The following is a 26,607-nucleotide window of genomic DNA, read 5'->3' as shown; positions in this document are numbered from 1 at the left end:
AGCAGCCCGCCTGTTTTTATTTGGCATGCAAGGAGTTTGAAGAAGCGTGCTATGGACGTGTCTGGTTTCTCCGGACATTCGAGGTCGTTTTCGTGCGCGAACCATCGCTGCTGCCTGTTTTTGGAAAGCTTGGGATCAAGCCATCGGTTCCGATTTCAGCGAAACCGATGGTGTCGAAGGGCATGAACAGCATGTTGGCCCGCATGCGGGAGATGCTGTTTCTGCACGGGGGCCTGGCCTTGAAACTGTCCGTGGTGGCCTGGACGGTCGCTGTTCTGGCAGCAGTGTTCTTCACCATGCAGGCCTGACGCCATCGACATCTGTCGGTCGGGTGCGGCAGTCAAAGGGCGCCAGAATGACAAACCGTTACGCATTGCGCATGGAGCAGCCGGATAGCTGGACCATCTTCGACGTCTTCACCGGCCAGCCGGTCGAGCTCAAACATCAGGTCATGGTCGGCATGAACAAGCGCGATGCGGACGCGATGGTCGACCGGCTGAACAGTCGGGATGTCAAGCGGCGGGCAAAGGCGAACCGCAAGCCCTGATGCTGTCGCCGGTCTCGGCCGGTACATCTGCGCGCCTGGATCGGGATGGATCTGGCGCGTTTGGCCCTGAACGCGACGACTTTCGAGATTTAACGAAAATCGGCCGCGGTCAGCACGTAGATGCTCTTGCGGGTTCGCGCATAAGCATTCCTGGCCACCTCATGGATGGAGCTGGACACCGTGTCGAAGGCAGCGAGATAGCCATTCTCGTCGGCTGCGGTTCCCGGCTGCATCTTCGACATGGCATCGGCGGCGACCGAGAAGGAAATCTGGAACATGCCGTCATGGCCAACAAAGCGGATACGCTTGCCCGCCTCGTCATAGCTGCGGCTGCGATTAGGGAATGTCAGGCTCATGGTTTTACCTCCGGCGCAGAAGCCTTCTTTGCTGCCCGCTTTTTCTTCGGTGTCGGGTTCAGGGCCTCCGCGGCACGGTCGGCCTCTTCCTTGGCCAGCCGCAGCGCCCGCAGCCTTGCCGTCTTGATGATTCTGGCCTTCGCCTCGGAAACATATTCGGCTGTCGCCTGGTTTCGCTCAGCGGTTTTCTTCTGCTTCTCCATGAAGCGCGCTTCGGCTTTCTCCATGATATTCTGGCCAGATTCCGCCATCGTTAAAATCTCCCTGTGATCGATATTATAAAAGCGAGTTTCCAACCTAAAATAGGAACTCGTGTCTAAAAATCAATTTTTCGCATTATTTTTGACTAGGCGAGATGCGAAAATCGCTCTGAAAAATAATACTGTTGATTATTTTCCAAACGGGGCATGAATATTTTTTGGCACTCCTATCAATCGAGTGCTAGCAGGCTTATAAAGGAAGGGCGGCCGCCTAAGCTGGCCCCAGAAAGAGTTCCCATGAAATTCCGGCCACTTCACGATCGCGTCGTCATTCGGCGCGCCGAAAGCGACACCAAATCCAAGGGCGGCATCATCATTCCCGACAATGCCAAGGAAAAGCCGCAGGAAGGCGAAGTGATCGCCGTCGGTCCGGGCGCGCGTGACGAAAGCGGCGCGCTGATCGCGCTCGACGTCAAGGCCGGCGACCTCATCCTGTTCGGCAAATGGTCGGGAACCGAGGTCAAGATCGACGGCGAGGACCTTCTGATCATGAAGGAGGCCGACATTATGGGCATCATCGACAAGACCATCGCTACCAAGAAGGCCGCCTGATCGGGCGGAACCGCCAACGGCTTTCGATGCCTTAGGCGACCAGCCGATTGCGCAAACGAAGCGGCCGATTCCACCAACGAACGGGATGAGAAATCATGTCTGCCAAGGAAATCAAATTCTCCACCGATGCACGCGACCGTATGCTGCGCGGCGTCGAAATCCTCAACAACGCCGTCAAGGTGACGCTCGGCCCCAAGGGCCGCAACGTCATCATCGACAAGGCCTATGGCGCGCCGCGCATCACCAAGGACGGGGTGACGGTGGCCAAGGAAATCGAGCTTGCCGACAAGTTCGAGAACATGGGCGCGCAGATGGTGCGCGAAGTGGCCTCGAAGACCAACGACCTCGCCGGTGACGGCACCACCACCGCCACGGTGCTGGCCGCCTCGATCCTGCGCGAAGGCGCCAAGCTCGTCGCCGCCGGCATGAATCCCATGGATCTCAAGCGCGGCATCGACCAGGCCGTCGCTGCCGTGGTCAAGGAAATCCAGGCACGCGCCAAGAAGGTCAAGTCGTCGGCCGAAATCGCGCAGGTCGGCACCATCGCCGCCAATGGCGATGACAGCGTCGGCGCGATGATCGCCAAGGCTATGGACAAGGTCGGCAATGATGGCGTCATCACCGTCGAGGAAGCCAAGACCGCCGACACCGAACTCGACGTCGTCGAGGGCATGCAGTTCGATCGCGGCTATCTCTCGCCCTATTTCGTTACCAATGCCGAGAAGATGCGCGCCGAGCTGGAGGACCCTTATGTCCTCATCCATGAAAAGAAGCTCGGCAATCTGCAGGCGCTGCTGCCGATCCTCGAAGCCGTCGTGCAAAGCGGCAGGCCGCTTCTGATCATCTCCGAGGATGTCGAAGGCGAAGCGCTGGCGACGCTGGTCGTCAACAAGTTGCGCGGCGGCCTCAAGGTCGCGGCCGTCAAGGCACCGGGCTTCGGTGACCGCCGCAAGGCGATGCTGGAAGATATCGCCGTGCTGACCGCCGGCCAGATGATTTCCGAAGACCTGGGCATCAAGCTCGAAAACATTACCATCGACATGCTCGGCCGCGCCAAGCGCGTGCTGATCGAAAAAGACACGACGACGATCATCGACGGCGCAGGCGAGAAGGCCACGATCCAGGCGCGTGTCCAGCAGATCAAGGGGCAGATCGAGGAAACCACTTCCGACTACGACAAGGAGAAGCTGCAGGAACGGCTGGCGAAACTCGCCGGCGGCGTCGCGGTCATTCGCGTCGGTGGTGCGACCGAGTCCGAGGTCAAGGAAAAGAAGGATCGTATCGACGATGCGCTGAACGCCACGCGCGCTGCGGTGGAAGAAGGTATCGTTCCAGGCGGCGGCGTCGCGCTGCTGCGCGCGAGATCCGCGCTAGCCGGGCTGGCAGGCGCCAATGCCGATATGACGGCCGGCATTTCGATCGTGCTGCGGGCGCTCGAGGCGCCGATCCGGCAGATCGCGGAGAATTCCGGCGTCGAAGGCTCGATCGTCGTCGGCAAGCTTTCCGACAGCAAGGATCACAATCAGGGCTTTGACGCCCAGAACGAGATCTATGTCGACATGATCAAGGCCGGCATCGTCGATCCCGCCAAGGTGGTACGGACCGCATTGCAGGACGCCTGCTCGATCGCGGCCCTTCTGATCACCGCGGAAGCGATGATCAGCGACATTCCGGCAAAGGATGCCGCGCCTGCGACGGGCGGCGGCATGGGCGGCTATTGACCATCGCCTAGACAGATCCGAAACGCCTGGCCAACAAGGCCAGGCAACGACCCCGACACCAACCAGGAAGGACTGTTCCGTGGCCACACAAAGCAGCAAGCCATCTCTCGCGCGTAGATGGGAAGATTACCGGCCAGCCAAATCCACGCTTTTATGGACATGCGCTGCAACTGTCGCCACCACGCTGATCATCGGTTTCAACTGGGGTGGCTGGGTGACCGGCGGCACCGCGCGCGCGCTGGCGGCGACTGCCGGCGATACGGCGCGCGGCGAGCTGGCCTCGGCGGTTTGCGTCGATCGCTTCAATACGGCGTCCGACGCTGCCGCCAAACTTGTCGAGTTCAAGGCCATCACCGACAGCTACCAGAGGTGGCAGTTCATCGAGACAGGCGGCTGGGCGACCATGCCCGGAAAAACCTCGCCCGACAGGCTGGGGGCACAAAGCTGCGCGGTCGCTCTCGCCGCCTGACATCTTCGAGGTTTCCGAGAAGACCGAACTCTTCACGAGATCCTGAAAAACAGCCGCCGGGGCATCGTCCCCGGCGCGCGGTCCACCGGCAAGGAGATCGATCCATGATTGCATTCGTCCCGAAGCCAAATGCTGTGGCGAAGACCAAAGTGACCGAGGAAAGCCGCTTCGATCGCATTCGCAGGCTTGCCGACAAGCACAGGAAAGCCGATGCCGGCACGATACGCCGCGACCCGCAAAAGACCGGCGACAAGCGCCCAATGTGACGCGCGTGCTTAACTACATCATGAGACCGGCGCCGCGCCGCCCTCTGCGGTGCGCCGCTCTATGAATTCGTCGAGAACGCCGGCGCTGGCGGCGGCCGAAGCCGGCGGCCGGAAGTCGGCCAGCGTGCGCTTCCAGACGCCGGTGGCGCGCTCGGTCGCCGTCTTTGACCCAGCCTGCGTCCAGTTGCCGAAATTCGACCAGTCGGCGACCAGCGGTTCGTAGAAGGCGGTGCGGTAACGCGCCATGGTGTGCCCGGCCGAGAAGAAATGCCCACCCGGCTGGACTTCGGCGATGGCCTCGAAACCGATCGCACTTTTGTCGCCAGGCGTCGAAGCGCAGAGTTCGGCAATGGTCTGCAACGCCTCGATATCCGTGATCAGCTTCTCGAAGGAGACGCTCAGGCCGCCTTCGAGCCAGCCGGCGGCATGGATGCAGACGGTGGCGCCGGCAAGCACCGAACCCCACAAAGCGAACTGCGTTTCGTGGGCCGCCTGCACGTCCGAGATGTTGGCGGCACTGCCGCCGCCTGACCGCCAGGGAAGGCCGGTAAAGCGCGCCAGCTGGCCAGCGCCGAGCGTCGCCTTGACATGCTCAGGCGTGCCGAAGGCCGGCGCCCCCGACTTCATGTCGACATTGGAGGAGAAGGAGCCGTAGACGACCGGTGCGCCCGGCCGCACGATCTGGGCGAGCGCCAATCCAGCCAGTGCTTCGGCATGCTGCAATGTCAGCGCGCCGGCGACGGTGATCGGGGCCATGGCGCCGGCCAGGCAGAAGGGCGTGATAATCGATACCTGCCCTGCCCTGGCAAAATCGATGATGCCTTGCGCCATCGGGATATCCAGCTGACGCGGCGAGTTGGTGTTGATGACGGTGTAGCAATGGGCGTCGCTCAAGAATTCGTCTTCCGACAGCCCGCGCGCCAGCCTGATCATCGCAAAACCGTCCTCGACCTGCGGTGTGCCGCGCGCGAAGACGAAGGGGATCTTGTCCGACAGCGTCAGTTGCGCCCGGTTGACGGCATAGTGGCGGAGGCGGTTGTCGACATCCTGCGGCTCGATGCAGGGGCCTAGCATGTGTAGCACGTCGAAGTGCTGCACCAGCCGGATGAAGTCCTCGAAGGCGGCAAGCGTGCCCGGCCGCCGGCCGCGCTCGAGATCGGTGACATTGGGGGCGCCGCAGCCGGCCAGGAACGTCATCGTACCAAGCTCGAGCGCGATATCGCGCGAGCGGTCGCCAGCGCGTGCCAGGATCGATTTCGGCGCCGAGGCAAGTGCGGCCGCCACGACGTCGCGGCCGATGCGCACCATCTGGCTGTCCTCGTCGACCAGCGCACCGGCACGGGCATAGACTGCGCGTGCCTCGGGCAGCAGCACCTTGATGCCGAGTTCTTCCAGCACCCGCAGCGCCGTGTCGTGGATGGCTGCGACCTGGTCGGTCGAAAAGACCGGTTGCGGCAGGAAGGGATTCTTCAGCGAGCGGTAGTCCGGCCGCCGGCTGGATTCGCTGCCGGCCTCACCGGTGCGTCCGCGCCGGCGCTCGCGCCTGATATCACGTGCGGCTTCATCAACCATGCTGGGACCTCCTCATTGCCGCATCGCCTTGCCCAAGGGATCGTAGGGAGAGGCGGCAATGACCCGTGCAGGCCGCTCGACGCCGACTATGTGTACCGACAAGGCAGTACCCTCCCCGGCGAAATCGCGTTCGACCAGCGCCAGCGCGAGGCTCTTGCCGACGGAATAGCCATAGCCGCCCGAGGTGACGAAGCCAATGCGCCGGCCCTTGTGCCAGACCGGCTCGAAGCCGCTGGCATCGGCATCGACGGCGTCGACCTCCAAAGTCACCAGGCATTGCGTGGTGGCGCCCTTGCGCTCCTTCAACGCAGCCTCACGGCCGATGAAGCCGTCCTTGCTGAAAACAATGAAGCGATCGAGGCCGGTCTGGCCGGGCGTATAGCCCTGGGTGAATTCGCGCGACCAGATGCCGAAGCTCTTTTCCAGCCTGAGCGCGTTGAGCGCGTAAAAGCCGATTTCGGCAAGGCCGAAATCCTCGCCGGCGGCGAGCAGCGTTTCGCGCAAGGTGGCATGCATGCTGGCCGGGCAGTTGATTTCGAAGCCAAGCTCGCCAGCAATCGACAACCTCGCCACACGCGCCTGCACCATGCCGATGTCGAACGCGCCGCAAGCCATGAACGGCAAGGCACTTGCCGACATGTCCTGATGCGTAGTGCGTTCGACAACCGCCCGCGCGTTCGGCCCGGTGACCAGGAAGCCGGATATCGTGTCGGAGATGTCGGTGACGGTCACGCCTTCCGCCGCATGGGCCTCGAACCAGCGCATGTGGAATTCCCGTAGGTAATAGGAACCCATGATCCAGTAATCGCCGCTGCCCCAGTTGAAGACAGTGAGATCGCCCTTCAGCCGGCCGTCATGGCCCAGCATCGGCGCGAGCTTCGCCTGCCTCGGTTTCGGCAGCCTGCAGGCCAACAACCTGTCAAGCCAGGCTTCAGCCTCTGGTCCGGAGACTGTATAGCGCGAAAAGGCCGATGTATCGACGAGGCCAGCGGCGCGCCGGACCTGCAGCGCCTCGTCGCCGACGATGTCAAAGGCGTTGGAGCGTTTCAGCGTCGTCTCCTCACGAAAGCCCATGGGCGCGAAATAGGCCGGGATTTCCAGCCCCCACGATGCGGTCCATTCACATCCCGCCGCCGTCATGCCGTCATAGGCACCGGGACGTTTCAGTGGCCGACCGGCAGGCAGCCGCTCGTTGGGAAAGGTCATGACGAAGCGGCGCGCATAGAACTGGCGCGTCGTCTGCCGGAGATATTCGCGGTTGGCGGCAAAGGCGCCATAGCGGGCAATGTCCATGCCGAAAATGTCGGCCTGCGGCTCACCCTGGATCATCCACTCGGCCAGCGATTTGCCGACGCCGCCGCCCTGGCTGAAGCCGGCCATGACGCCGCAGGCGACCCAATAATTCCTCAGGCCGCGCACCGGCCCGACGATCGGGTTGCCGTCCGGCGTGAAGGTGAAGGCACCGTTGACCCATTTGCGGATACCGGCGGTGGCGAGGCAGGGAAAGCGCTCATAGGCCCTGGAAAGTTCCGGACTGATGCGCTCGATATCTTCCGGGATCAGCTCAATGCCATAGTCCCACGGCGCGCCGTCCATGTTCCAGTGCTTTGGGTTCTGCTCATAGAGGCCGAGCAGGACGCCCTTGCGCTCCTGGCGGAGATAGGCGAAGCCGTCGAGATCGACCGCGAGGCCAAGCTCCTTGTCGAGCGCCGCGACCTCCGGAATGTCCTCGGTGACGAAATAGTGGTGCTCCATCGGCGTCACCGGCAGGTCGACACCGACCATGCGGCCGAGCTGCTTTGCCCACAGACCGCCGGCATTGACGACGTGCTCTGCAACGATCGTGCCTTGCTCGGTCAGCACGTCCCAGCCGCCATCGGCGCGCGGCTTCAGGTCGAGGACGCGGTTGCGCAGGATGACATCGGCGCCGCGCTTTTTCGCTGCCGCGGCATAGGCGTGCGTCGTGCCGTAAGGGTCGAGATGGCCTTCATTGGAATCGTAGAGGCCGCCCAGCACATCGCTGACATCGACAATCGGGCAGATCGCCTTGATCTCCTCAGGCGTCACCAGCCGGGCGGTTTCGATGCCGACCGACTGGAACACGGCCCAGGCCGATTTCAGCCACTCCCAGCGGGCGGGGTCACTGGCCATGTTGACGCCGCCGGTCATGTGCAGGCCGGCATTCTGGCCGGATTCGGCCTCGATCTCGCGATAGAGCTTGATCGTATAGTCCTGCAGCGCCGCGACATTGGGATCGGCGTTGAGCGCGTGGAACCCGGCGGCCGCGTGCCAGGTGGAGCCGGCCGTCAGTTCGGCACGCTCGATCAGAGCGACGTCGGCCCAGCCGAACCGCGCCAGATGGTAGAGCACCGAGGCGCCAACCACACCACCCCCGATGACGACTGCACGATAGTGCGACTTCACGGCTTCCTCCGGGCTGTTCGACCCAGGTACCATACACGCACTGTACATATGTGTCTAGACTATGGACATAGATGTCCAGCCGGCTTGCGCGTCGTCATCCGTCATGCCAATTGTGGTGCATGATCATGATCGCTCCACAGGACGAGCCGGCGCCCGGCAACATCAAGGTGACGCGCTGGGACTGGATCAATCTTGCGCTGCAGACGCTGATTTCCGATGGCGTCGAAAGCGTGCGCGTGCTGCCGCTCGGCCAGAAGCTCGGCGTGTCGCGCTCGAGCTTCTACTGGTATTTCCAGAGCCGCCAGGATCTGCTCGACCAGTTGCTCGCCCATTGGCACGAAACCAACACCAAGGCGATCGTCGAACGCGCGAAACGGCCGGCCGAAAGCATCATCATGGGCGTCTTGAACGTATTCGAATGCTGGGCCGACGAGCGCCTGTTCGATCCCAGGCTCGACTTCGCCGTCCGCGAATGGGCACGCCGTTCCGACGACGTGCGCCGGGCGATCGACCAGGCCGACGACGATCGGCTGAGCGCCATCCGCGATATGTATCGCCGGCATGGCTACGACGAAGAGGATGCCTTCATCCGTGCCCGCGTGCTCTACTACATGCAGATCGGCTATTATGTGCTCGACCTCAAGGAACCGGTCGAGGCCAGGGTAAGTCATCTGGCGGCCTATCTGCGCAGCTTCACCGGCCAGGAGCCCACCGAGACCGACGTAGCGCATTTCATGCGCTTCATCGCGGCGCGGTGACATTGTGGGCATGTACGGAGCGCCGGCTGGGTGGCGCTGCGATCGGCATCGAATTGTTCAGCGGGGGCTTGGTGCGGGCAGCATCGCCACCCGCACGAAGGGCCATCGATGCCGAATGCCGTTGCCCGATCACGCTAATGTGGGGTGTTCGCAAACGTGCTGGTCAGAATCGACCGCAAATGGTCGCAATCCCTTGCTTGATCCAGACGGATATTTGAATGCGATTGCTTCGAGGGAAGCGTGGCAATCCGGAGGCAGAATGCAATGAATGTCTTGTTGCGTCACGTTCTTGAGCGGCTGGTGCGGCAGGGAAGCCTTCGTGTCACCGGACCAGACGGCCGGATCGACAAATTCGGTGACGGCAGTGGCGAGCCGGCTCACATCCACATCAAGTCGCGGAGAGCCGAGCGCGCGATCACCTTCGATCCGATGCTCGCCTTGCCGGAAGCCTATATGAGCAGCGAAGTCGACATTCCCGAAGGCGGTGTGCTGGGGTTGATGCGCATTGTCTTTCAAAACATCGGCAATGCCGGCATTGATACGGCCTGGACGAAGGCGCTCGACCGGGTGCGGCATGCGTTTCGGCGCTTCCAGCAGATCAATACAACGCGGCGCTCGCGCCGCAATGTCGAAGTACATTACGATCTGTCTGTCGAACTCTACAAGCTGTTTCTCGACGACGACATGCAGTATTCATGCGCGTACTTCCAAAGACCGGACATGACGCTCGAAGAGGCACAGTCGGCCAAGAAACGTCATATCGCCGCCAAACTGCAGTTGAAGCCCGGCCTCAAGGTGCTCGATATCGGATCGGGTTGGGGTGGGCTTGGCCTCTATCTGGCCAGGTCTTTCGAAACGGACGTGCTGGGCGTGACGCTGTCGAGCGAGCAACATGCGGTTGCCACCGAGCGGGCTCGTTCGGATGGGGAAAGCCGCGCTCATTTCGACGTCAAGGACTATCGTGAACTTGGCGAGCGTTTCGACCGCATCGTCTCAGTCGGCATGTTCGAGCATGTCGGTGTCAATCACTACAGCACTTTCTTCGACAAGTGCGCGACGCTGCTGAACCCGGATGGCGTTGTCCTGCTGCACACCGTCGGCCGTTCCGGTCCGCCTTCGGTGACAAGCGCCTTTGTTCGCAAACACATCTTTCCAGGTGGCTATGTTCCGGCCCTGTCGGAAGTGCTGCCGGCGATCGAGAAGGCCGGGCTGGTCGTCACCGACGTGGAAATCCTGCGGCTGCATTATGCCGACACTTTGAAACACTGGGGTCAGCGCTTTGCTGCCAACCGGGAGAAAGCCAAGGCGATCTATGACGAACGCTTCTGCCGGATGTGGGAGTTTTATCTGGCCGCCTCCGAGGCCTCATTCCGCTGGCAGGATCTTGTCGTCTTCCAGATCCAACTCACCCGTGGGAACGATACGCTGCCCAACAGCCGCGACTATATGGCCAAGTGCGAACGGATGCTGAAATTGCGCGAAATTGCGCATACGGAGCGAGTTTAGAGCAAGGCTGCATAGCCAATCGCATCCATCGGTCGGTGCGTGGCAGATCACGGGGACTTCCCGACACGTTGCTTCGTTTGACCTTGTGAACCCACTCAAAATCGGTGAGAACAATCCGGCGTCCGCGCCGCCCTGAAATTGCCCGCATGCAGTTTCTCAGTTCGCGGCGTAGCTGCAGCCGGATTCCTGGAATGACCAGTCCTGTGGAACCACGCAAGAGAAGAGGTCCGATCGCCGCCAGGCTGCTCGCGATCGACGCGTGGCTCGATTCCTCGCTCTACGAGATCGGCTTCAAGGCGCGCCAGTTCTGGGAAGCGGCCACCATTTTTTTCCGGCGTTTTCGCGTCACCGGCTGGCGCCGCGGCACCATCGAGCTTCTGAGCGAAGGTTTCACGCTCGGCGCCGGCGGCATCGTCGTCATGCTGGCGCTCGCTATGCCGGCTTTCCAGGAAACGGCCGGTGACTGGCGTGCCCAGGGCGACTTTGCCGTCACCTTCCTCGACCGCTACGGCAACGAGATCGGCCAGCGCGGCATCATCCAGCGCGATTCCGTGCCGGTCGACGAGATGCCAGACCAGGTCATCAAGGCGGTGCTGGCCACCGAGGACCGGCGTTTCTTCGATCACCACGGCATCGATGTGCTCGGCCTTTCCAGGGCGATCTTCGAGAACGTGCGGGCCAATTCCGTCGTCCAGGGCGGTTCGAGCATCACCCAGCAGCTCGCCAAGAACCTGTTCCTGACCAATGAACGAACGCTGGAGCGCAAGATCAAGGAAGCCTTCCTGTCGCTGTGGCTCGAGGCCAATCTGTCGAAGAAGGAAATCCTCCAGCTCTATCTCGACCGCGCCTATATGGGCGGTGGCACATTCGGCATCGAGGCGGCGGCCGATTTCTATTTCGGCAAGAGCGTCAAGGACCTGAACCTGGCCGAGGCGGCGATGCTGGCCGGCCTGTTCAAGGCGCCGACCAAATACGCGCCGCATATCAACCTGCCGGCGGCCCGCGCGCGGGCCAATGTGGTGTTGTCCAACCTGGTCGATGCCGGCTTCATGAGCGAAGGCCAGGTGCTGCAGGCGAGACTTCATCCGGCCGAAATCGTCGATCGCGGCGAGCAGAAGAGTCCAGACTATTACCTCGACTGGGCCTTCGACGAGGTCAAGAAGATCGCAGCCAAGTCCGGCCAGCATTCGCTGGTCGCGCACACCACATTCGACGCCAACATCCAGAAGGCGGCGGAAGAATCGATGGAGTTCCATCTCCGTCAGTTCGGCAAGGAGTACAACGTCACCGAAGGCGCCATGGTCGTCATCGAGACCAATGGCGCGGTCAGGGCGATTGTCGGCGGCCGCGACTACGGCGCCAGCCAGTTCAACCGCGCCACCAAGGCGCTGCGCCAGACCGGCTCGTCGTTCAAGCCCTATGTCTACGCGACGGCCATGGAACATGGCTTCACGCCGAACTCCGTCGTTTCCGGCGGGCCGATCTCCTGGGGCGGCTGGTCGCCTCACAATTACAATGGCGGATCGGCCGGCAATGTCACGCTGATCACCGCGATCGCCAAATCGATCAACACAGTGCCAGTGCGGCTGGCCAAGGACTATCTCGGCATCAAGCCGATCAAGGCGATGGCCGAAGCGATGGGCGTCGAATCGCCGCTAGAATCGCACAAGACGATGGTGCTCGGCACGTCGGGCATGACCGTGATGGATCAGGCGACGGGCTACAGCGTGTTCGCGCAGAACGGCTTTGTCGGCTCACGCCACGGCATCACCCAACTCGTCACCCGCACCGGCGAGGTGGTCTATGACTGGGCCAAGGATGCGCGGCCGCCGCATCGCGTGCTGTCGGAACAGGCGCTGAAATATATGAACACCATGCTGGCGGCGGTGCCGGTTATGGGCACGGCGCGGCGCGCAGCCCTGCCCAACATCGTCGTCGCCGGCAAGACTGGCACCACGCAATCCTACCGCGATGCCTGGTTTGTCGGCTTCACCGGCAACTACACGGCCGCCGTCTGGCTCGGCAATGACGACTTCACCCCGACCAGGAACATGACCGGCGGCACGCTACCGGCCATGGTGTGGCAGCGCCTGATGGTCTACGCGCACCAGAACATCGACCTCAAGCCGATCCCCGGTCTAGAACACCCCTTCGTCGACAAAGAGATCGCGGCCAAGGCCGTGGAGGCGGAGAAGAAGAATGCCGAGAAGGCAGCGGCTGACGCCGCCGCCGAGCGCCCGCCGGTGCTGTCCAGCCAGACCACGCAGGCGCTGCGGGACATGACCAAGCAGTTCCAGTCGGCGCCTGTCCTCCAGCCTCCCGCGGCGCCGGAGACTCTGTCGGCGCTTTGACCTGCCGCGCTCCGCGCCGAGCCTGCGGAGCGACAATCGGGCGCCCACGCTTGCCATGGCCCCCTGCCCCGCGATATCCCGAGCAGCGCTTCTGCTTTCTCACCCGCGGCTCTTCATGCTCAAGAACGCCTTGCTCACACTGCTTTCGCTTGCCATAGCCATCGGCGGCGGCGGCGGCAGCGTCTGGTATGCCCTGAAGACGCAGGACGGCGCCGGGGCGATCAGGATCGGCCAATGGACGGCGTTCCCCGACATCGGCACGCCGGCGGCGGACCCTTATTCGAAGGCCCGCGTGGCGCGCGAAGGCGTGCTGGCGCTTGGGCGGGCTGAAGGATTGTCCTTCATCGCCGAGCGCGATTCCGGCGGCGAACAGCTCATGCGCCAATGCGCCTACAAGATCGACGGCGGATTTCCCACGGCCCGGTTCTGGACCCTCTACGCCGCCGATCAGTCACTCGGCGTCGTCCAGACCGGCAGGCCGAGGCTTGCGGCGCTTCAGTCCTACCAGGTCCTGCGCCAGCCCGACAATTCGGTGATCATTTCCGTCGGCAGCCGCCCCGCGCCAGGCAATTGGCTGCTGACCGAGGGCGCTGGGCGGATGTATTTCGTGCTGACATTCTACGATACCCCAATCGCCAGCAGCATCGGTCTTTCCGATGTCACGCTGCCGCAGATCCTGAGGGTCGGCTGCAATGCGTAAGCTGTTGCACGCAATCCTGCTCGGCCTGCTTGGCGCCGGCATCGTGCATATCATCGTGCTGCTGCTCGTTCCGGAATTTTCCGAACGCGATGCCTGGTCGCGGCTGGCCATGGCCTCGGATCTCTACAAGATGACCAGGCTGGACGCGGAGGCCGGCGGCGCTCCGGTGGTGAAGTCGGTCGATCCGCTGTTTTACGCGGCCGCCTGCCGGTTCGACCTGACCGACGGCATGGTGCGGATCAAGGCGCCGGGGAACGTGCCGTTCTGGTCCGTCTCCGTCTATGACCGCAGCGGCCACAATGTCTATTCCTTCAATGATCACAGCGCGACGGCGGGGCTGCTCGATAGCGTGGTGCTGACGCCCGCGCAGATGATCGAGGTGCGCAAGGATCTTCCCGAGGAATTGCAAGGAGCGATCTTCGTCGAAGCGCCCATCGACGAAGGCATGTTCGTTATCCGCGCCTTTGTGCCTGACGACAGCTGGAAGCCAACCGTGTCGCGGTTTCTCAATCAGGGTTCCTGTGAGCTGCAGGATTTCTAAAGCTGATCCCGAAACTCAGTGGTGCGGAACAGGCAGCGTCCCTGACGAGCTTGGCATCGTCGCCGACGAGCCTGGCTTGTCCGGACCGGCGCCCGGCCGCGCCTCTCCCGTCAGTGGCCGCTGTTCATAGCGGACCCCGGGAAAGATGATCACCGCCGCCGGTGTTCCGGTGTTTCGATTTGCTCGATTGGTTGCCGCCGTTCGCGGCACGAAAGACAGTACCATGCCCATGGTTCGTGCATTCCTCTCGGTTGCCCCGGAGCACAACGCAACGCCTCCAATTCTGATTAAGGATGGCAGTAGGTTAACGGAACGCTAACGGATCGCCGCTAACTTGATCTTTGTTCTTGTCCAAGGCGAAACCGACACAGTCCCGGTTGAGCATGGCCAGATCGTGTCGAGTGTCGGGCGTATCCTCCGTGTCATCTTCGGATTTCAGGCAAATCGCAATACGGACTGAATCGGGAAAGGCCGAAAGGCTGTTCCGCGCGGCGGTGTCGGCGTTCTGTTCGCTCACCCGCCCTTCCCGTCGGGAGATCGCGCAACTCGAAGATCTGACGCTTCCGCTTTTCGGCAATGTATCGGTCGAATCGCGCCGTTACGTCGCCGCGGCACTTTCCGAATGCGAATATGCTCCTGCCGCGCTGGTCCGGCGGCTGTGCGAGGAACCGGTCGACATCGCCGCGCCGTTGCTCATCCGCTCGCGCGCCGTCAGCGACGTCGACCTCATAGCGCTCATCGGGCGTCACGGGCTGCCGCATGCACGCGCCATCGCGCGCCGCAGGGATTTGAACCCGACCATCGCCCAGCTGATCAGGGCGCTCGAAAAGCCGACGCTGGTGCGCGTGCTGCAGCCCGACGCGGTCACTGATGCGCCTGAGAGCGCCGAAATCGCTCCTGCTGCCCCTCACAGAAAGCCACTACCCGGCATCGGCGCCGAAAATGCACGGCGCCGGTTGAGGTCGATGATGCGGACCGATGCGGAGAGCGGCGGAGCGGCAGTCAATCCGTTCGTCGGCGCGCAAACCTATGTCAAACTGCGCGAGACGGCGCTGAGCGGCAACGCGGCATTCTTCCAGACCGCGCTGGCCGACGCGCTCGACATCGACTTCTCGACGGCGCGGTCGCTCACGGCAAACCAGAACTATACGTCGCTGCTGGCAGCCTTGCGCGCGCTTGACCTCAGCGAGGACAAGGCGTTCCTGATCGCGGTCGCCGTCTATCCCACCGCGTTTCCGCATCCGCAGGCGATCCGCATCTTCCTTGATCGTTACCGCCTGCTGCATCGCGACGCGGCCCTGGACAAGGTCCGCAACTGGAAGGCCGAGATTTTGTCGACGGCGGTTCGCGGCATCGTGCGCGCCGCAGCGAACGCCGATATGCGCATGGCGCAAGACAGCGACAATGGTCCCGCGATTGCCAGCCTCAAGGCATCTTGACGGCAATAAGCTCCTCGACCGGAACCGCGCCGGCCTCGATCTCGACCACCCAGATATCGGAATCGAATTTTTTCTCCCTCTCCAGCCTTGCGTCGAGCGCGGCGGCATCCTCGCCAGCGCCGAGCAGGCTGAAAAAACGTTCGTCGGGCTTGGCCGAATCGTAGCTCGTCTGCGGCGCTGGCCCGAACAAGGCAAGTTCGCCCAGCCTGCCCCGCGCCAGCACAAAGACAGCGCCGGCCTCGGTCGCGCCGCGCTTGACCACGGCGGCAAAGCCGCCGGCGCCGAAAACCCGGCGCAGAAGGGCCGACACCCACAGATCGGTGGTTACGCGCATGGCAAGGTCTCTAGTGACATCCGGGCTCTACCCGGATTCCGATTCATCAGTGGCCTCTTTCGGGACCGTGAATCACAACAGCCACATCATGAAAAGCCATTCATGGGCAGGGACCCTAGAAGAGCGCGAAAAAGATTGGAACGAAGTCGGTTTCCTTGACAACCTCGACAAGCTCGATCGCCGGAAGCGCTGCAATGAAAAGCAATCCGTCTAGAAATGTGCGCTTAAGAGCAGCAGGTGAAAATGCGACATCATCGGCTTCGCGAAAAAGTGACGGCTTCGGCCAGAACATCGGAGTTCGCCGCGCATACTCTCGGTATCGCTCGCCGAAAAGTGTCTCAAGGTGCGCCGCCTCTTTGCCTGCTGTCGTGACCAGAACGAGATAGACAAGAAGCGCCAGTATCAACGCCGACACCAGCGAGCCTACGAAAAGTCCAATGCCGGCCGCGCCAAGCATGGAAAAAAAGTAAAGCGGGTTGCGGGTCATCGAATATGGCCCGACGGTTATCAGCTCCCGATTCTTTTTTGCTCCAATATAGAGGATGCTCCACATTCGGCCTGCAACGCAAAGCAGAACAAGCGCTACGCCAAGGCATTCGACCGTATCGCTGCCATCTCGCGAGAACGCAGGCCTCATCGTCATAAACGCGATGAGAAGCAGTAGGGCTCCTAGCTGGAGCAAACGGATACGAGCTTTCTGATCGGCAGGCTGGGATTGCATCGGAGAACCTTAGAGAACGCCGATCCTTGCTTTCGCTGCGATTACGGCAATTCTTTGCCAGCGCCACGACTCACGCGCCTATCAACAACGAAGGTGGCTTAAGGGCTGGACCGTAGCAGTGGCAACTGCCCACGGAATGCTCCCAGGAGCGATGCATCAGTTCGCCGTGGAGCTTCGCCACCGACGTCTTGCTTACCTCAGTTGGTGAGGCCGATCTCGCGCATCTTGACGTAGACGACCTCGTCGGGTTCGCCGGTTTCCGGCAGTCCGAACAGCGACTGGAATTCCTTGATCGCGGCCTTGGTGCGCGCGCCGACCACGCCGTCGAGCTGCATATCGTCATTGCCGAATGCTTTCAGTCCGGCCTGGATCTTGATGATGCGGGCATCGGGCGCCGGCGCTGCCGCACCTGCCGGCGCCGAGGCCGGAATGGGAACGGCAGCCGTCTGGTCCGGGCGGGGCGCCGGATGCGGTACGGTCGAGGCGGTTGGCGTGGCGCCCAGTTGATCAAGCAGCACGCTGTCGATCTCGCCGGAAGCGTTGAGCCCGACCTTTTGCTGATAGGCCTGGATGGCTTTGCGCGTGTTGGGCCCGGTAATGCCGTCGACAGTACCGGAGTAGAAATCGAGATCCTTCAATATGCCCTGAACCTGTTCGACGACCGGGTCGCTCTGAGCCGGGGCTGGGCCGGGCCGCACGATGTTGATGGTGGTTTCGGGCTCATCGGTGTCCGCGCGAGGAAAGGCCTCGATGCTCCTGGTGGCGAAAAACGCGCCGGCATGCGGAAAGGGCTGGTACCACAGGGCGTTGGCCGAGACATAGAACAGCGTCACCAGGAAGGCGGTCGAACCGCCGACCAGAACCGGATTGCGCGAAATCAGGCTGCCAACCGCGACCGCGCCGCCCTGAAGCGCATTGCCACGGCGCCTGACCGCCTTAGGCTGTTTTGCGGAGCGAGCCATTCCTGTCCCCTTCCCCCTTCGTCCTGGCCGCAGGCATCGGCAGCACGCCGGGCTTGTCGGTCGAACGCCCCTTTGGCCCCTTTACCGGCAGGCTGATCGTGACCGTGGTGCCCTCGCCCGGCATGCTCTCGATCGACATCGTGCCGTCGTGCAGCGCCACCAGGCCCTTGACCAGCGACAAGCCGAGGCCGGTTCCCTCGAAGCGGCGCGTGTAGTCGTTCTGGATCTGCATGAACGGCTTGCCGAGATTCTCGAAATCTTCCTCAGCAATTCCAATGCCGGTGTCCCTGACCCAGAAGTGCAGTCGCGAGCCGATCCGCTTGGCGCCGACGACGACATCGCCGCCATCGGGCGTGAACTTGATCGCGTTGGAGACGAGGTTGATGAGGATCTGCTGCACGGCACGACGATCGGCATTTATCTCGCCCGCATCCGGCGCGATCTGCGTTTGCAGATCGATGTTCTTTGCCTCGGCTTGCAGGCGCATCATCGACTGGCACATTTCGACCGCTTCCACGAAACGGAACGGTTCCGGCTCGGTCGCATAGGCGCCGGATTCGATCCTCGATACGTCGAGTATCGAGGTGACGACGGCAAGCAAATGCTGGCCGGACTCCCTGACCAGGCCGACATATTCCTTCTGGCGGGGGTCCTTGAAGCCGCCGAACATTTCGTGCAGCAGCATGTCGGAAAAACCGATGATGGCATTGAGCGGCGTGCGAAGCTCGTGGCTGACGACTGCCAGGAACCGCCCCTTCGCCACTTCGGCGGAAGCCGCCGCCTCGTTCGCGGCGGCAAGGTCTTCGCGCAATCGGGCTACTTCGCCATTCTCGCGCAAGACGAGTGTGAAGACATCCTGCTGTGTTTCGGCCCGCGCCAGCTCAAGGGAAAACGGCCGGTAGTTGTCCGCCGTCGCGCCATTGCCGTTTTGCGGCAGCCGGACGCGAAGATCGAGCCGGCGCGACAATGCACCATCACGCATGTCAGCCAATGCGCTGAGGTATGCCACACGATCGGAGAGATGAATCCGGTCGAACAGGCCGGTGCCGAACAACAGCTCCGGTTGCAGCTTCAGGATCGTGCGCGCCTTGGCCGACGCATCCAGAACCTCACCATGCCTGCCGATCCGCAAGACAACGGCGTCGACGATGTTCTCGAGCCGATCGTCGGTCGCCGGATCGAGCCGCGCGCCGGCCGGATTGCCATGTGCTGCAAGGCGAGGAACAAGCGTGAAGGCCCAGGCCAACGGCAGCAGCCAGTGCCACGCGGCAATCTCCGTGAGATTGAGCGGCAAGACAGAACCGGCAAAATATTGCAGAAGGACGGCAGCGAACGCGGCTACGCCCCCCCACAGTGCCGCACGCCGCGAGCCGCCGATCCACCAGGCTTCGAACGGCAGCGCCAAGGCAAGCAGGGCGACCGGTGAGGCCAGGCCTCCCGCTGCGGCAATGACACCGGCCACAGCGAGACCGCCCAACACCAGGGCTGCCCGGCCGGCAAGCGCCATCTTGCCCGTCGCCGCCACCAGCAAGGCCGCAAACCAGCAAAGGCCGAAACTCGCGAAGATCGCAGCCACGGTGACCGCCGCGCCCATGCCGGAGGTGACCAGCGTGACCGCGGCTCCCGCGGCAAAGAACGGAGCGGCCAGCATGACGCCGATGAAGCGGCGCTGGCGCAAGCGATCGTTCTGCTCAAGGATGGATGGATGAACCATACGCTCGCAACCGGCCGCCATCGCGCCGGGCAATTCAACGTATTTGGCCCCGATCGAACTCAACGCACTCGCACCCGGTCGTGAACTGTCCTGCTTTGCAGGTCGCTTTTATTGATCTGAAACTCGCATCCAGCGTTTAAGGAATGGATAAGGCCGGGCCGACCAATGCCCAGCATGCGACAAATATTGGGAGGCCAGCGGCGGAAACCCCGGGGCAATTGCCGCCATAGTAAACGGAGGGTTATCCAGGCGGGCCGCGACTGCGCGCCGGACAATTGGCGTCAGCGCACCGCCTTCCCACTGAAAATAATTGAAAAACAAATAGTTAGATGGTTACTTTTCACTCAAGAAAATCGACAGGATTTGAAGCAAATCCATTGCAAAACGCTTCGTTTCGAATTTGCCTAAAATTTGAGGAAAATTTTCGCTGACCAGGCAAGCCGTCCTTTGCGCGTATGTGCCACGATCATGCCCATAAAAGAGGTCATGCCGCACGAAGGCATGATCCGGTCACGGATGAGGGCAGTCCTATGAGCTTTCTGATAAGAATGGCTTTCTGGTTTTCGCTGGTGCTTCTGGCATTGCCGTTGAGTGTCGGCTCCAACGAGACCGGCCATCAAAGCGTCGGCCCTCTCCAGGCTCTGTTTGCGGCACGCGAAGCGGTCGGCGACATTGCCGGCATATGCGAACGCAAGCCCGACGTCTGCGAGACCGGCAAGTCGGCCATGCAGACGATCACCGCCCGCGCCAAGGAGACCGCCAAGATCGCGGCCGCCATGCTGGACGACAGACAAACAGAAGACAAGCCAGCGACCGGGCTCGACACCACGGTGGCGACCGGTAGCGTGGCCGAGACCATCGTCCTGCCCGCGACAGTCGAGATACCGGTGGAAGCACCGACGACCAATTGAGACCGTTTGCGCCATTTTGGCGACACACCGCAGGCGCGTCAGACCTCTCGACGTCTGCGGTGTTTTTCCTCTTTTTCCGTGACGCGGCAGCGCCGGATGACTATATCCGGGGGTGATGACCACGACGATCCAAACGATACGCGACGACTTTTCCCTGCTCGATGAGTGGGAAGACCGCTATCGCTATGTGATCGAACTGGGTGAAGCGCTGCCGCCGTTTCCCGACGCCGACCGCAACCCCGCCAACAAGGTGCCCGGCTGCGTCAGCCAGGTGTGGCTGACGACCGAACAAGAACCGGGCGCTGACCCGGTCATCACCTTCAAGGGCGATTCGGACGCCCATATCGTGCGCGGCCTCGTTGCCATCATGCTGGCGCTGTTTTCGGGGCGGCCGGCGAGCGAGATCCAGAAAACCGACGCCGAAGCCACCCTGAAGGGGCTCGGCCTCGACGAGCACCTGTCGCCGCAGCGCGCCAATGGTCTTCGTTCGATGGTCAAGCGCATCAAGCGCGACGCCGAGGCTGCCTTGAAGCAGACCGCCTGATTATTCCAAAAACCAAAACGGCGCCCTAAGGCGCGTCGCGTTTGAACAGATTCATGCGACGCGCTTTAGGTTCTTGCTTTATGCATGTCGTCTATCGCAAAACCGCTGCGTACCCTCAGGTCAAGCCCGTGGGCATGCTTTTGCGCGACACGCATCAGGGCGCCGTCGCTTGTCGTATCCAGGCTGCGAAGGGCGCGATTCAGCGCCCCTTGCGCTTGCGACCGAGACCCATCTTCTTGGCGAGTTGGGAGCGGGCAGCAGCATAGTTTGGAGCAACCATCGGATAGCTTGCGTCCAAATTCCACTTTTCGCGATACTCGTCCGGCGTCAGACCGTAGTGGGTCATCAAATGACGCTTCAGCGATTTGAACTTCTTGCCGTCCTCAAGACAGACGATGTAGTCGTCATGGACGGAGCGTTTCGGATTTACAGCCGGCTTCTGTTTGTCGGCAGGAGGCTGTTCGCTGGCACCGCCCACGCGCCCGAGAGCGGCATGGACATCAGCGATAAGGTTCGGCAGCTCGCCGACCGGCACCGGATTGTTGCTGACATAGGCGGCCACCACATCGGCCGTCAATTCGATCAGCGCATCACTGTTTCTGGAAGGTGTTTCGATAATATCCATGGTCTTCACGGCCCCAACGAGAGTTGTTTCTGTCTGCGCCCTTTTTTTCTAGAGATAGGGCATCGCGCGAACTTTTTGCAGGAAAGAGCCACTACGATTCGCGTCGCGGTATCTTAATGGGCCTGTAGACCAAGTAAGTCAATTCGCTTCTTACGCTATATTCGTCGATGGCAATCAAATATTCCGCAGTCAGCTTCAATCTTTCGTGCGACCTGTAACTTTGGCATATTTTCTGGTCAGACCAGCAACCGTTGACGCAACGTCAAGCCGTCTTTACATCCGCGATGCCCGATGAAGAGGGCCGAATGCTTGGCTATGCTTGACCGTGGCGCATGGCTATCTGGTTGTTTCAGAAATCAACAAAACCGCAGGTTGCGATGTGCTTGTGCTGGCATATTAAAGCGCGTCGCACCTGAGCAGATTCATGCGACGCGCTTTAAGTTCCTGTTTATGCATGTCGTTGTCGCAAAACCGCTGCGCACTTTTGCGCGACATGCATTGGCAAAACAGAGATCAACGCTGCTGTCGGCACTAATCCATCAATGGGGAGTGATGTACTTTCCGTAGACCCAGCCGGTGACGAAATTGCCGTTCTGGGCCGGATCGTGCCAGACTTCGCACCAGCGGTAGCGGATCTTCTGTTCCTGCTTCCAAGCCGGCTGATTGGCGATATCGAGCAGGTTTATGCCACCGGTGCATTTGCCAGTCATCTGCAGGACCGCGCCATTGGGATAGGCAGCCTGCTTCTGGGATGCCCCTGACGGATACTTGCGCACGTTGAGCGTATCGCCAAACGGCACGTTGGTCACTTGCCAAGCCGCGAACACGGTTGCATGAGACTGGCCGGCATGAGCCAAGGTTATCGATGCGACGGCGAAAGCAGCGACAGTCCGAAAATAGATATTCATGATCTCTCCTCCTCAGGCCCATCTCCTGGAGCCCCGGCGCAAACATGTATCCCGGCCCTTGAACATGCGCTGATCGGCGTGTTCATTCCTCATTCAAGTAATTTCCACAGCGAGACTCAATGACCAAAAACTCAGCATTTCCGACCGTCAGCCCGCCACAGCCAGAGAAGCGGCCGGTCTTCGACGTACATCATGGAGTGACCCGGACGGACGACTATGCCTGGCTGAGAGCCGATAATTGGCAAGAGATGTTCAGGAATCCGTCCCTGCTCGACAGCCATATCCGCGCTCAACTCGAAGCCGAGAATGCCTATCAGACGGTGCTGATGGCCGACACAGTCCCGTTGCAGAAGCAGCTTTTCGGAGAAATGAAGGGTCGTATCAAGGAAGACGATTCCACCGTGCCGATGAAGGACGGGCCCTATGCCTACGGCTCATCCTTCAAGCTTGGCGGCGAGCAGCCGCGCTATTTCCGCATGCCGCGTGATGGCGGCGATGAGCAGATCCTGCTCGACGGCGACGCGGAGGCCGAGGGCAAGGCCTATTTCCGCCTCGGCGGCGTCGACCATTCGGCCGATCACGGCAAGCTCTTGTGGGCATTCGACGACAAGGGCTCCGAATTCTTCACGCTTCGCGTGCGCGACCTCGTCAGCGGCAGCGAGCTGACCGACCAGATTGCGGATACGGGCGGCGGCGGCGTGTGGGACGCCGGCAATGACGGATTTTTCTACACCCGCCTCGATTCCAACCATCGCCCTTCCAAGGTACTGTTCCATGCCCTTGGCGACAGGCCTGAAAACGACCGGCTGATCTATGAGGAAACCGACCCCGGCTTCTTCATGAATGTCGGCGGCACGCGCTCCAATGAGTGGATCATGATCGGTATCAACGATCACGAGACCTCGGAATACCGTATCATGCGCGCCGACGAGCCGCTGGCCGAACCGAAGTTGGTTTGCCCGCGCGAGACCGGCCTGCAATACGACCTCGAGGAAGGCGGCGACCTCTTCTTCATCCTAACCAATGCCGACGGCGCCAAGGACTTCAAGGTCATGACGGCGCCAGCCAGCGATCCGGTGCGCGCCAACTGGCAGGAACTGGTGCCGCACGAGGCGGGCCGACTGATCCTGTCGGTGATCGGCTTCAGGGATCATATGGTCAGGCTGGAACGCAAGGAAGGCCTGCCGCGTATCGTCGTTCGCGACCGCAAGAGCGGCGAGGAGCACCTCATCTCACTCGACGAGGAAGCCTTCTCACTCGGCCTGTCCGGATCCTATGAATACGACACCGAAATCATGCGTTTTTCCTATTCGTCGATGACGACGCCGGCGCAGGTCTTCGACTACAACATGCGCACCCGCGAGCGCGTGCTGCTGAAGACCCAGGAAGTGCCATCCGGACACGACCCGGACCACTATGTCACCCGGCGGCTGATGGCGCCCGCCAGCGACGGCGAGCTGGTGCCGATCTCGCTCATCCATCACCGCGACACGCCGCTCGACGGATCGGCACCTTGCCTGCTCTATGGCTATGGCTCCTACGGCATCACGGTGCCGGCTTCGTTCAACACCAACTGCCTTTCGCTGGTCGATCGCGGTTTTGTCTATGCGATCGCCCATGTCCGCGGCGGCAAGGACAAGGGCTACGGCTGGTATGATGACGGCAAGCGGGCGCACAAGATGAACACGTTCACGGATTTCATCGCCGTCGCGCATCATCTCGTCGCCGAGCGCTACACGGCCCACGACCGCATCGTCGCGCAAGGCGGCTCGGCCGGCGGCATGCTGATGGGGGCGATCGCCAACATGGCGCCGGAATGCGTCGGCGGCATCGTCGCCGAGGTTCCGTTCGTCGACGTGCTCACCACCATGCTCGACGCCACCTTGCCGCTGACGCCGCCGGAATGGCCGGAATGGGGCAATCCGATCGCTTCGGAAGAGGACTACCGCACGATCGCCGCCTACTCGCCCTATGACAATGTCGGCGCACTCGACTATCCGCCGATCCTGGCGCTGGCCGGCCTCACCGACCCGCGCGTCACCTATTGGGAGCCGGCCAAATGGGTGGCGCGGCTGCGCGAGCGCAAGAGCGGCGATAATCCTGTGCTGTTCAAGATCAACATGGATTCCGGCCATGCCGGCGCCTCTGGCCGGTTTTCGCGGCTGGAAGAGATCGCCTATACATATGCCTTTGCGCTGAAGGTTGCAGGGAAGGAAAACCTTACCGGAGGAACCGACGTATGATCGATCTGGCTACATTGGCTGCGTATGTCGCGGTTGTGCTTGGCTTTGTATTCATTCCAGGCCCAGCCACCCTTCTGACCGTGGCGCGGGCAACCAGTTCTGGGACCAGGGTGGGCATCGCGACCGGCGCCGGGATCGCGGCCGGCGACGTGGTTCACACCTTCATGGCGATAGTCGGCATTTCGGCTGTTATCGCCGCTTCGGCAACGCTGTTCAGCATCGTAAAGTACATCGGCGCGGCCTACCTCGTTTATCTCGGCATCCGCGCGATCATGGAAAAAACACCGGCCAACCCGGCCACCGGCGTGCTTGCGATCTCCGCTGCCAAGGCTTTTCGGCAGGCTATCCTGACCGAGGTGCTCAACCCCAAGACCGCGCTTTTCTTCCTCGCATTTCTTCCTCAGTTCGTGCGGCCCGAAAATGGATCGGTCATGCTTCAGTTGACTGTATTGGGAGTGGTCTTTGTCTTGCTGGGTTTTTTCAGTACGGTCGTGTTTGCAGTAGGCGCCGGGCAGCTCGGTACTTTCCTGCGCCGAAATCCGACAGTGCTAAAATGGCAGGGCAAGATTGTCGGCGGAATCTACTGCGCTTTGGGCGTCCGTCTGGCACTGCAGCAGCGCTAAAGCGAGAACGACGATCCGCTGATTTTCCGCTCGCAATTGCAACGGCCGCGCGCTACCCAGTGCGCGGCTTTTTTCACAGCCGCAAATCATCCAGTCACGCCAAGGTTTCCGCCATGTTGCTCGTCGACGTCTATCTCGACAAATCGCCCATCCAGGGCATCGGCGTTTTCGCCAAGAACCACATTCGCCGCGGCACACTGGTCTGGAAGCTCGATCCCAAATACGACCGCCGCATCGAGGTCGAGACCTATGAGCGTGAAACCGGACCGGTCAAAGACTATCTCGACCGCTACTCCTATCCCGATCGCCGCGATCCGAACTACATCGTCTTCGAAGCCGACGATGCGCGCTACATGAACCACGACGACAATCCGAATTGCGACGTCTCCTCGCCGGAGGAGACATATGCGTTGCGCGACATCGCGGCCGGCGAGGAAATGACCTGCGACTACAATCATTTCTTCGAGACCGGCTTCGATTTCCTGGGCGATCGCCACCCGTAAATCGGGAACGTGGAATGCAGCGCGGGCAGGATTGACAACACCGGACCTTCAGCGCACCTTCCAAGCAGGTGGATACAACCTGCTGCTTGCGCCCTCCGGGGTAAGGTGAATGTATCGAGCCACTTCAGGCTCCCTTTGCCCGAACGAACGGGTCAGTAACGCAAGCCCTGACGTCTTCCGTTCTTCGAAGCAAAGGATGATTCCATGCGCGATTTCCGCGATGCAAAAGCCATGGCGCAAACGCTGTCCGAAGTGCTGAGCGCCAAATCCGTTACCCTGTCCCACAGCGAAAGCCTCGAGCTCATTGCCAGGATCCTCGGCCTCCGCGACTGGAACGTATTGGCTGCGAGGATTCAGGCGAGCCAACCAGTCGGCGCCGGGCCTAGAAACCCGGCGCCCGAGGCCAGCCCGCCCCCCTCCTCCGGCGCGAATCTGCCGATTTTTCCAATGCGGGATTTCGTACTCTTTCCGCAAATGACGGTTCCGGTCTTCGTGGGCCGCGACAAAACGCGGCGCGCGGTGGAGCACGCCATGGCAGGCGACCGCCGCGTTCTCGTGGTCGCCCAGAAGCGGGCTGGCGACGATGATCCCGGCAACCTTGAATCCCTCTATCCGGTGGGTGTCACGGCAAACGTGATAAACTGCCAGACACAGGTGGATGGGGTTCTCAAGGTCTCCGTCTCCGGCCTCCAGCGAGCCGCGATCCTTTACCTGGTCAACGCCGACTTTCTGGCGGCGGAGGTCGCGCCGGTCGAAGAGCAGCGTGGCCAATCGGCGGAGGCGGCAGCAAGTTCGAGCGCGGTTCTCGATACATATCAGAGCTACGCCAACATCGATTTTTCCTCGGTTCAACGAAGGCCCAAGGCGCGGCTCGGCCTGCCCTCCATCGGCGATCCCGGTGTGCTGGCCGATACGCTCGCGCCGCTGCTGTCGATCAGTATCGAACAGAAGCAGCAGCTTTTGGAAACCAGCGATGTCGTCGCCCGGCTAGAAAAGATCCTCGACCTGATGAAGGCCGGCCGGCCTGAGATTAGGCCAGCGCCAACTGGCTGACGGG

General features: G+C 61.6%; 28 protein-coding genes. 18 read left to right on the top strand and 10 right to left on the bottom strand.

All coding sequences use genetic code 11. The features are described from left to right. Positions 1-92: 92 nt before the first annotated feature. Both OHD62_RS30140 and OHD62_RS30135 read left to right on the top strand, forming a co-directional pair. The gene (locus OHD62_RS30140; RefSeq protein WP_263790603.1) at positions 93-308 is read left to right on the top strand and encodes a hypothetical protein; all 216 of its coding nucleotides are present in this window, start codon (positions 93-95) and stop codon (positions 306-308) included. Positions 309-355: 47 nt separating this feature from the next. Further along, a complete protein-coding gene (locus OHD62_RS30135) occupies positions 356-547 on the top strand; it encodes a hypothetical protein (protein ID WP_263790602.1) in 192 nt (63 codons plus the stop codon). 89 nt (positions 548-636) lie between these two features. Here OHD62_RS30135 and OHD62_RS30130 read toward each other — a convergent pair whose 3' ends face one another. Then, positions 637-903: a DUF1488 domain-containing protein gene (locus OHD62_RS30130; RefSeq protein WP_263790601.1), complete on the bottom strand. Its 267-nt coding sequence runs from the start codon at positions 901-903 to the stop codon at positions 637-639. Further along, complete coding sequence (locus OHD62_RS30125; RefSeq protein ID WP_263790600.1) at positions 900-1,154, bottom strand: hypothetical protein; 255 nt, start codon at positions 1,152-1,154, stop codon at positions 900-902. The genes OHD62_RS30130 and OHD62_RS30125 overlap by 4 nt, the downstream gene beginning before the upstream one ends. 246 nt (positions 1,155-1,400) lie before the next feature. Between OHD62_RS30125 and OHD62_RS30120 the strand changes: the two genes are divergently transcribed. The 4 genes from OHD62_RS30120 to OHD62_RS30105 all read left to right on the top strand — a co-directional run bounded on the left by OHD62_RS30120 (position 1,401) and on the right by OHD62_RS30105 (position 4,171). Next, positions 1,401-1,715: a co-chaperone GroES gene (locus tag OHD62_RS30120; RefSeq protein WP_107649902.1), complete on the top strand. Its 315-nt coding sequence runs from the start codon at positions 1,401-1,403 to the stop codon at positions 1,713-1,715. Between the two features lie 95 nt (positions 1,716-1,810). Then, positions 1,811-3,436, top strand: a complete 1,626-nt coding sequence (gene groL, locus OHD62_RS30115) for a chaperonin GroEL (RefSeq protein ID WP_263790598.1) — start codon at positions 1,811-1,813, stop codon at positions 3,434-3,436. Positions 3,437-3,515: 79 nt separating this feature from the next. Then, a complete protein-coding gene (locus tag OHD62_RS30110) occupies positions 3,516-3,905 on the top strand; it encodes a hypothetical protein (protein ID WP_263790596.1) in 390 nt (129 codons plus the stop codon). A gap of 104 nt (positions 3,906-4,009) precedes the next feature. Further along, positions 4,010-4,171: a hypothetical protein gene (locus tag OHD62_RS30105; RefSeq protein ID WP_263790594.1), complete on the top strand. Its 162-nt coding sequence runs from the start codon at positions 4,010-4,012 to the stop codon at positions 4,169-4,171. Positions 4,172-4,189: 18 nt separating this feature from the next. Here the strand turns inward: OHD62_RS30105 and OHD62_RS30100 are convergent, their stop codons facing one another. Continuing rightward, positions 4,190-5,743 (bottom strand): trimethylamine methyltransferase family protein, encoded by a 1,554-nt coding sequence (locus OHD62_RS30100; RefSeq protein WP_263790592.1) that lies wholly within the window; start codon positions 5,741-5,743, stop codon positions 4,190-4,192. A 12-nt stretch (positions 5,744-5,755) separates the two neighbouring features. Then, positions 5,756-8,167, bottom strand: a complete 2,412-nt coding sequence (locus tag OHD62_RS30095; RefSeq protein WP_263790591.1) for a GcvT family protein — start codon at positions 8,165-8,167, stop codon at positions 5,756-5,758. A 119-nt stretch (positions 8,168-8,286) separates the two neighbouring features. On the opposite strand from OHD62_RS30095, the gene OHD62_RS30090 reads away from it, so the two are divergent. From OHD62_RS30090 to OHD62_RS30065, 6 genes are all read left to right on the top strand, one after another. Then, a complete protein-coding gene (locus tag OHD62_RS30090) occupies positions 8,287-8,925 on the top strand; it encodes a TetR/AcrR family transcriptional regulator (RefSeq protein WP_263790589.1) in 639 nt (212 codons plus the stop codon). Between the two features lie 264 nt (positions 8,926-9,189). Next, positions 9,190-10,431: an SAM-dependent methyltransferase gene (locus OHD62_RS30085; RefSeq protein ID WP_263790587.1), complete on the top strand. Its 1,242-nt coding sequence runs from the start codon at positions 9,190-9,192 to the stop codon at positions 10,429-10,431. Positions 10,432-10,622: 191 nt separating this feature from the next. Then, positions 10,623-12,782 (top strand): transglycosylase domain-containing protein, encoded by a 2,160-nt coding sequence (locus OHD62_RS30080; protein ID WP_263790585.1) that lies wholly within the window; start codon positions 10,623-10,625, stop codon positions 12,780-12,782. Between the two features lie 115 nt (positions 12,783-12,897). After that, the gene (locus OHD62_RS30075; protein WP_263790583.1) at positions 12,898-13,482 is read left to right on the top strand and encodes a DUF1214 domain-containing protein; all 585 of its coding nucleotides are present in this window, start codon (positions 12,898-12,900) and stop codon (positions 13,480-13,482) included. After that, on the top strand, positions 13,475-14,023 hold the full coding sequence (locus tag OHD62_RS30070) for a DUF1254 domain-containing protein (protein WP_263790582.1): 549 nt from the start codon (positions 13,475-13,477) through the stop codon (positions 14,021-14,023). Before OHD62_RS30075 ends, OHD62_RS30070 begins: the two co-directional genes overlap by 8 nt. A 419-nt stretch (positions 14,024-14,442) precedes the next feature. Then, positions 14,443-15,462, top strand: coding sequence for a hypothetical protein (locus OHD62_RS30065; protein WP_263790581.1), 1,020 nt, complete (start codon positions 14,443-14,445; stop codon positions 15,460-15,462). Here the strand turns inward: OHD62_RS30065 and OHD62_RS30060 are convergent. The 4 genes from OHD62_RS30060 to OHD62_RS30045 form a co-directional block, all read right to left on the bottom strand. Next, the gene (locus OHD62_RS30060) at positions 15,449-15,796 is read right to left on the bottom strand and encodes a DUF1491 family protein (protein ID WP_263790580.1); all 348 of its coding nucleotides are present in this window, start codon (positions 15,794-15,796) and stop codon (positions 15,449-15,451) included. The genes OHD62_RS30065 and OHD62_RS30060 overlap by 14 nt on opposite strands. Before the next feature lie 115 nt (positions 15,797-15,911). Next, positions 15,912-16,517 carry a methyltransferase family protein gene (locus OHD62_RS30055; protein ID WP_263790579.1) on the bottom strand — a complete coding sequence of 202 codons (606 nt, stop codon included), beginning with the start codon at positions 16,515-16,517 and terminating at the stop codon, positions 15,912-15,914. 197 nt (positions 16,518-16,714) lie between these two features. Then, positions 16,715-17,479: a peptidoglycan-binding protein gene (locus OHD62_RS30050; RefSeq protein WP_263790577.1), complete on the bottom strand. Its 765-nt coding sequence runs from the start codon at positions 17,477-17,479 to the stop codon at positions 16,715-16,717. Continuing rightward, on the bottom strand, positions 17,454-19,193 hold the full coding sequence (locus tag OHD62_RS30045) for a sensor histidine kinase (protein WP_263790715.1): 1,740 nt from the start codon (positions 19,191-19,193) through the stop codon (positions 17,454-17,456). Before OHD62_RS30045 ends, OHD62_RS30050 begins: the two co-directional genes overlap by 26 nt. A gap of 530 nt (positions 19,194-19,723) precedes the next feature. Here OHD62_RS30045 and OHD62_RS30040 point away from each other — a divergent pair. Beyond that, on the top strand, positions 19,724-20,104 hold the full coding sequence (locus OHD62_RS30040; protein WP_263790575.1) for a DUF5330 domain-containing protein: 381 nt from the start codon (positions 19,724-19,726) through the stop codon (positions 20,102-20,104). 115 nt (positions 20,105-20,219) lie between these two features. Then, positions 20,220-20,648 carry a SufE family protein gene (locus tag OHD62_RS30035; RefSeq protein WP_263790574.1) on the top strand — a complete coding sequence of 143 codons (429 nt, stop codon included), beginning with the start codon at positions 20,220-20,222 and terminating at the stop codon, positions 20,646-20,648. Positions 20,649-20,847: 199 nt separating this feature from the next. On the opposite strand, the gene OHD62_RS30030 is transcribed toward OHD62_RS30035, so the two are convergent. Together OHD62_RS30030 and OHD62_RS30025 are read right to left on the bottom strand one after the other, a co-directional pair. Next, positions 20,848-21,273, bottom strand: a complete 426-nt coding sequence (locus OHD62_RS30030) for a MucR family transcriptional regulator (protein ID WP_263790714.1) — start codon at positions 21,271-21,273, stop codon at positions 20,848-20,850. Positions 21,274-21,812: 539 nt separating this feature from the next. Then, positions 21,813-22,181, bottom strand: a complete 369-nt coding sequence (locus OHD62_RS30025) for an SH3 domain-containing protein (protein ID WP_263790573.1) — start codon at positions 22,179-22,181, stop codon at positions 21,813-21,815. Positions 22,182-22,300: 119 nt separating this feature from the next. On the opposite strand from OHD62_RS30025, the gene OHD62_RS30020 reads away from it, so the two are divergent. From OHD62_RS30020 to OHD62_RS30005, 4 genes are all read left to right on the top strand, one after another. Beyond that, positions 22,301-24,424: a S9 family peptidase gene (locus OHD62_RS30020; RefSeq protein ID WP_263790572.1), complete on the top strand. Its 2,124-nt coding sequence runs from the start codon at positions 22,301-22,303 to the stop codon at positions 24,422-24,424. After that, positions 24,421-25,047: a LysE family translocator gene (locus OHD62_RS30015; protein WP_263790571.1), complete on the top strand. Its 627-nt coding sequence runs from the start codon at positions 24,421-24,423 to the stop codon at positions 25,045-25,047. Before OHD62_RS30020 ends, OHD62_RS30015 begins: the two co-directional genes overlap by 4 nt. A gap of 113 nt (positions 25,048-25,160) precedes the next feature. Then, the gene (locus OHD62_RS30010; protein WP_263790569.1) at positions 25,161-25,550 is read left to right on the top strand and encodes an SET domain-containing protein; all 390 of its coding nucleotides are present in this window, start codon (positions 25,161-25,163) and stop codon (positions 25,548-25,550) included. A 204-nt stretch (positions 25,551-25,754) separates the two neighbouring features. Further along, on the top strand, positions 25,755-26,603 hold the full coding sequence (locus OHD62_RS30005; protein ID WP_263790568.1) for an LON peptidase substrate-binding domain-containing protein: 849 nt from the start codon (positions 25,755-25,757) through the stop codon (positions 26,601-26,603). Positions 26,604-26,607 lie beyond the last annotated feature (4 nt).

It is taken from the genome of Mesorhizobium sp. YC-39, assembly GCF_025753795.1.
In the GTDB taxonomy this organism is placed as follows: Bacteria; Pseudomonadota; Alphaproteobacteria; order Rhizobiales; family Rhizobiaceae; genus Mesorhizobium.
The sequence above is the reverse complement of the archived record's forward strand: the minus strand, read 5'-3'. Positions and strand labels throughout refer to the sequence as shown.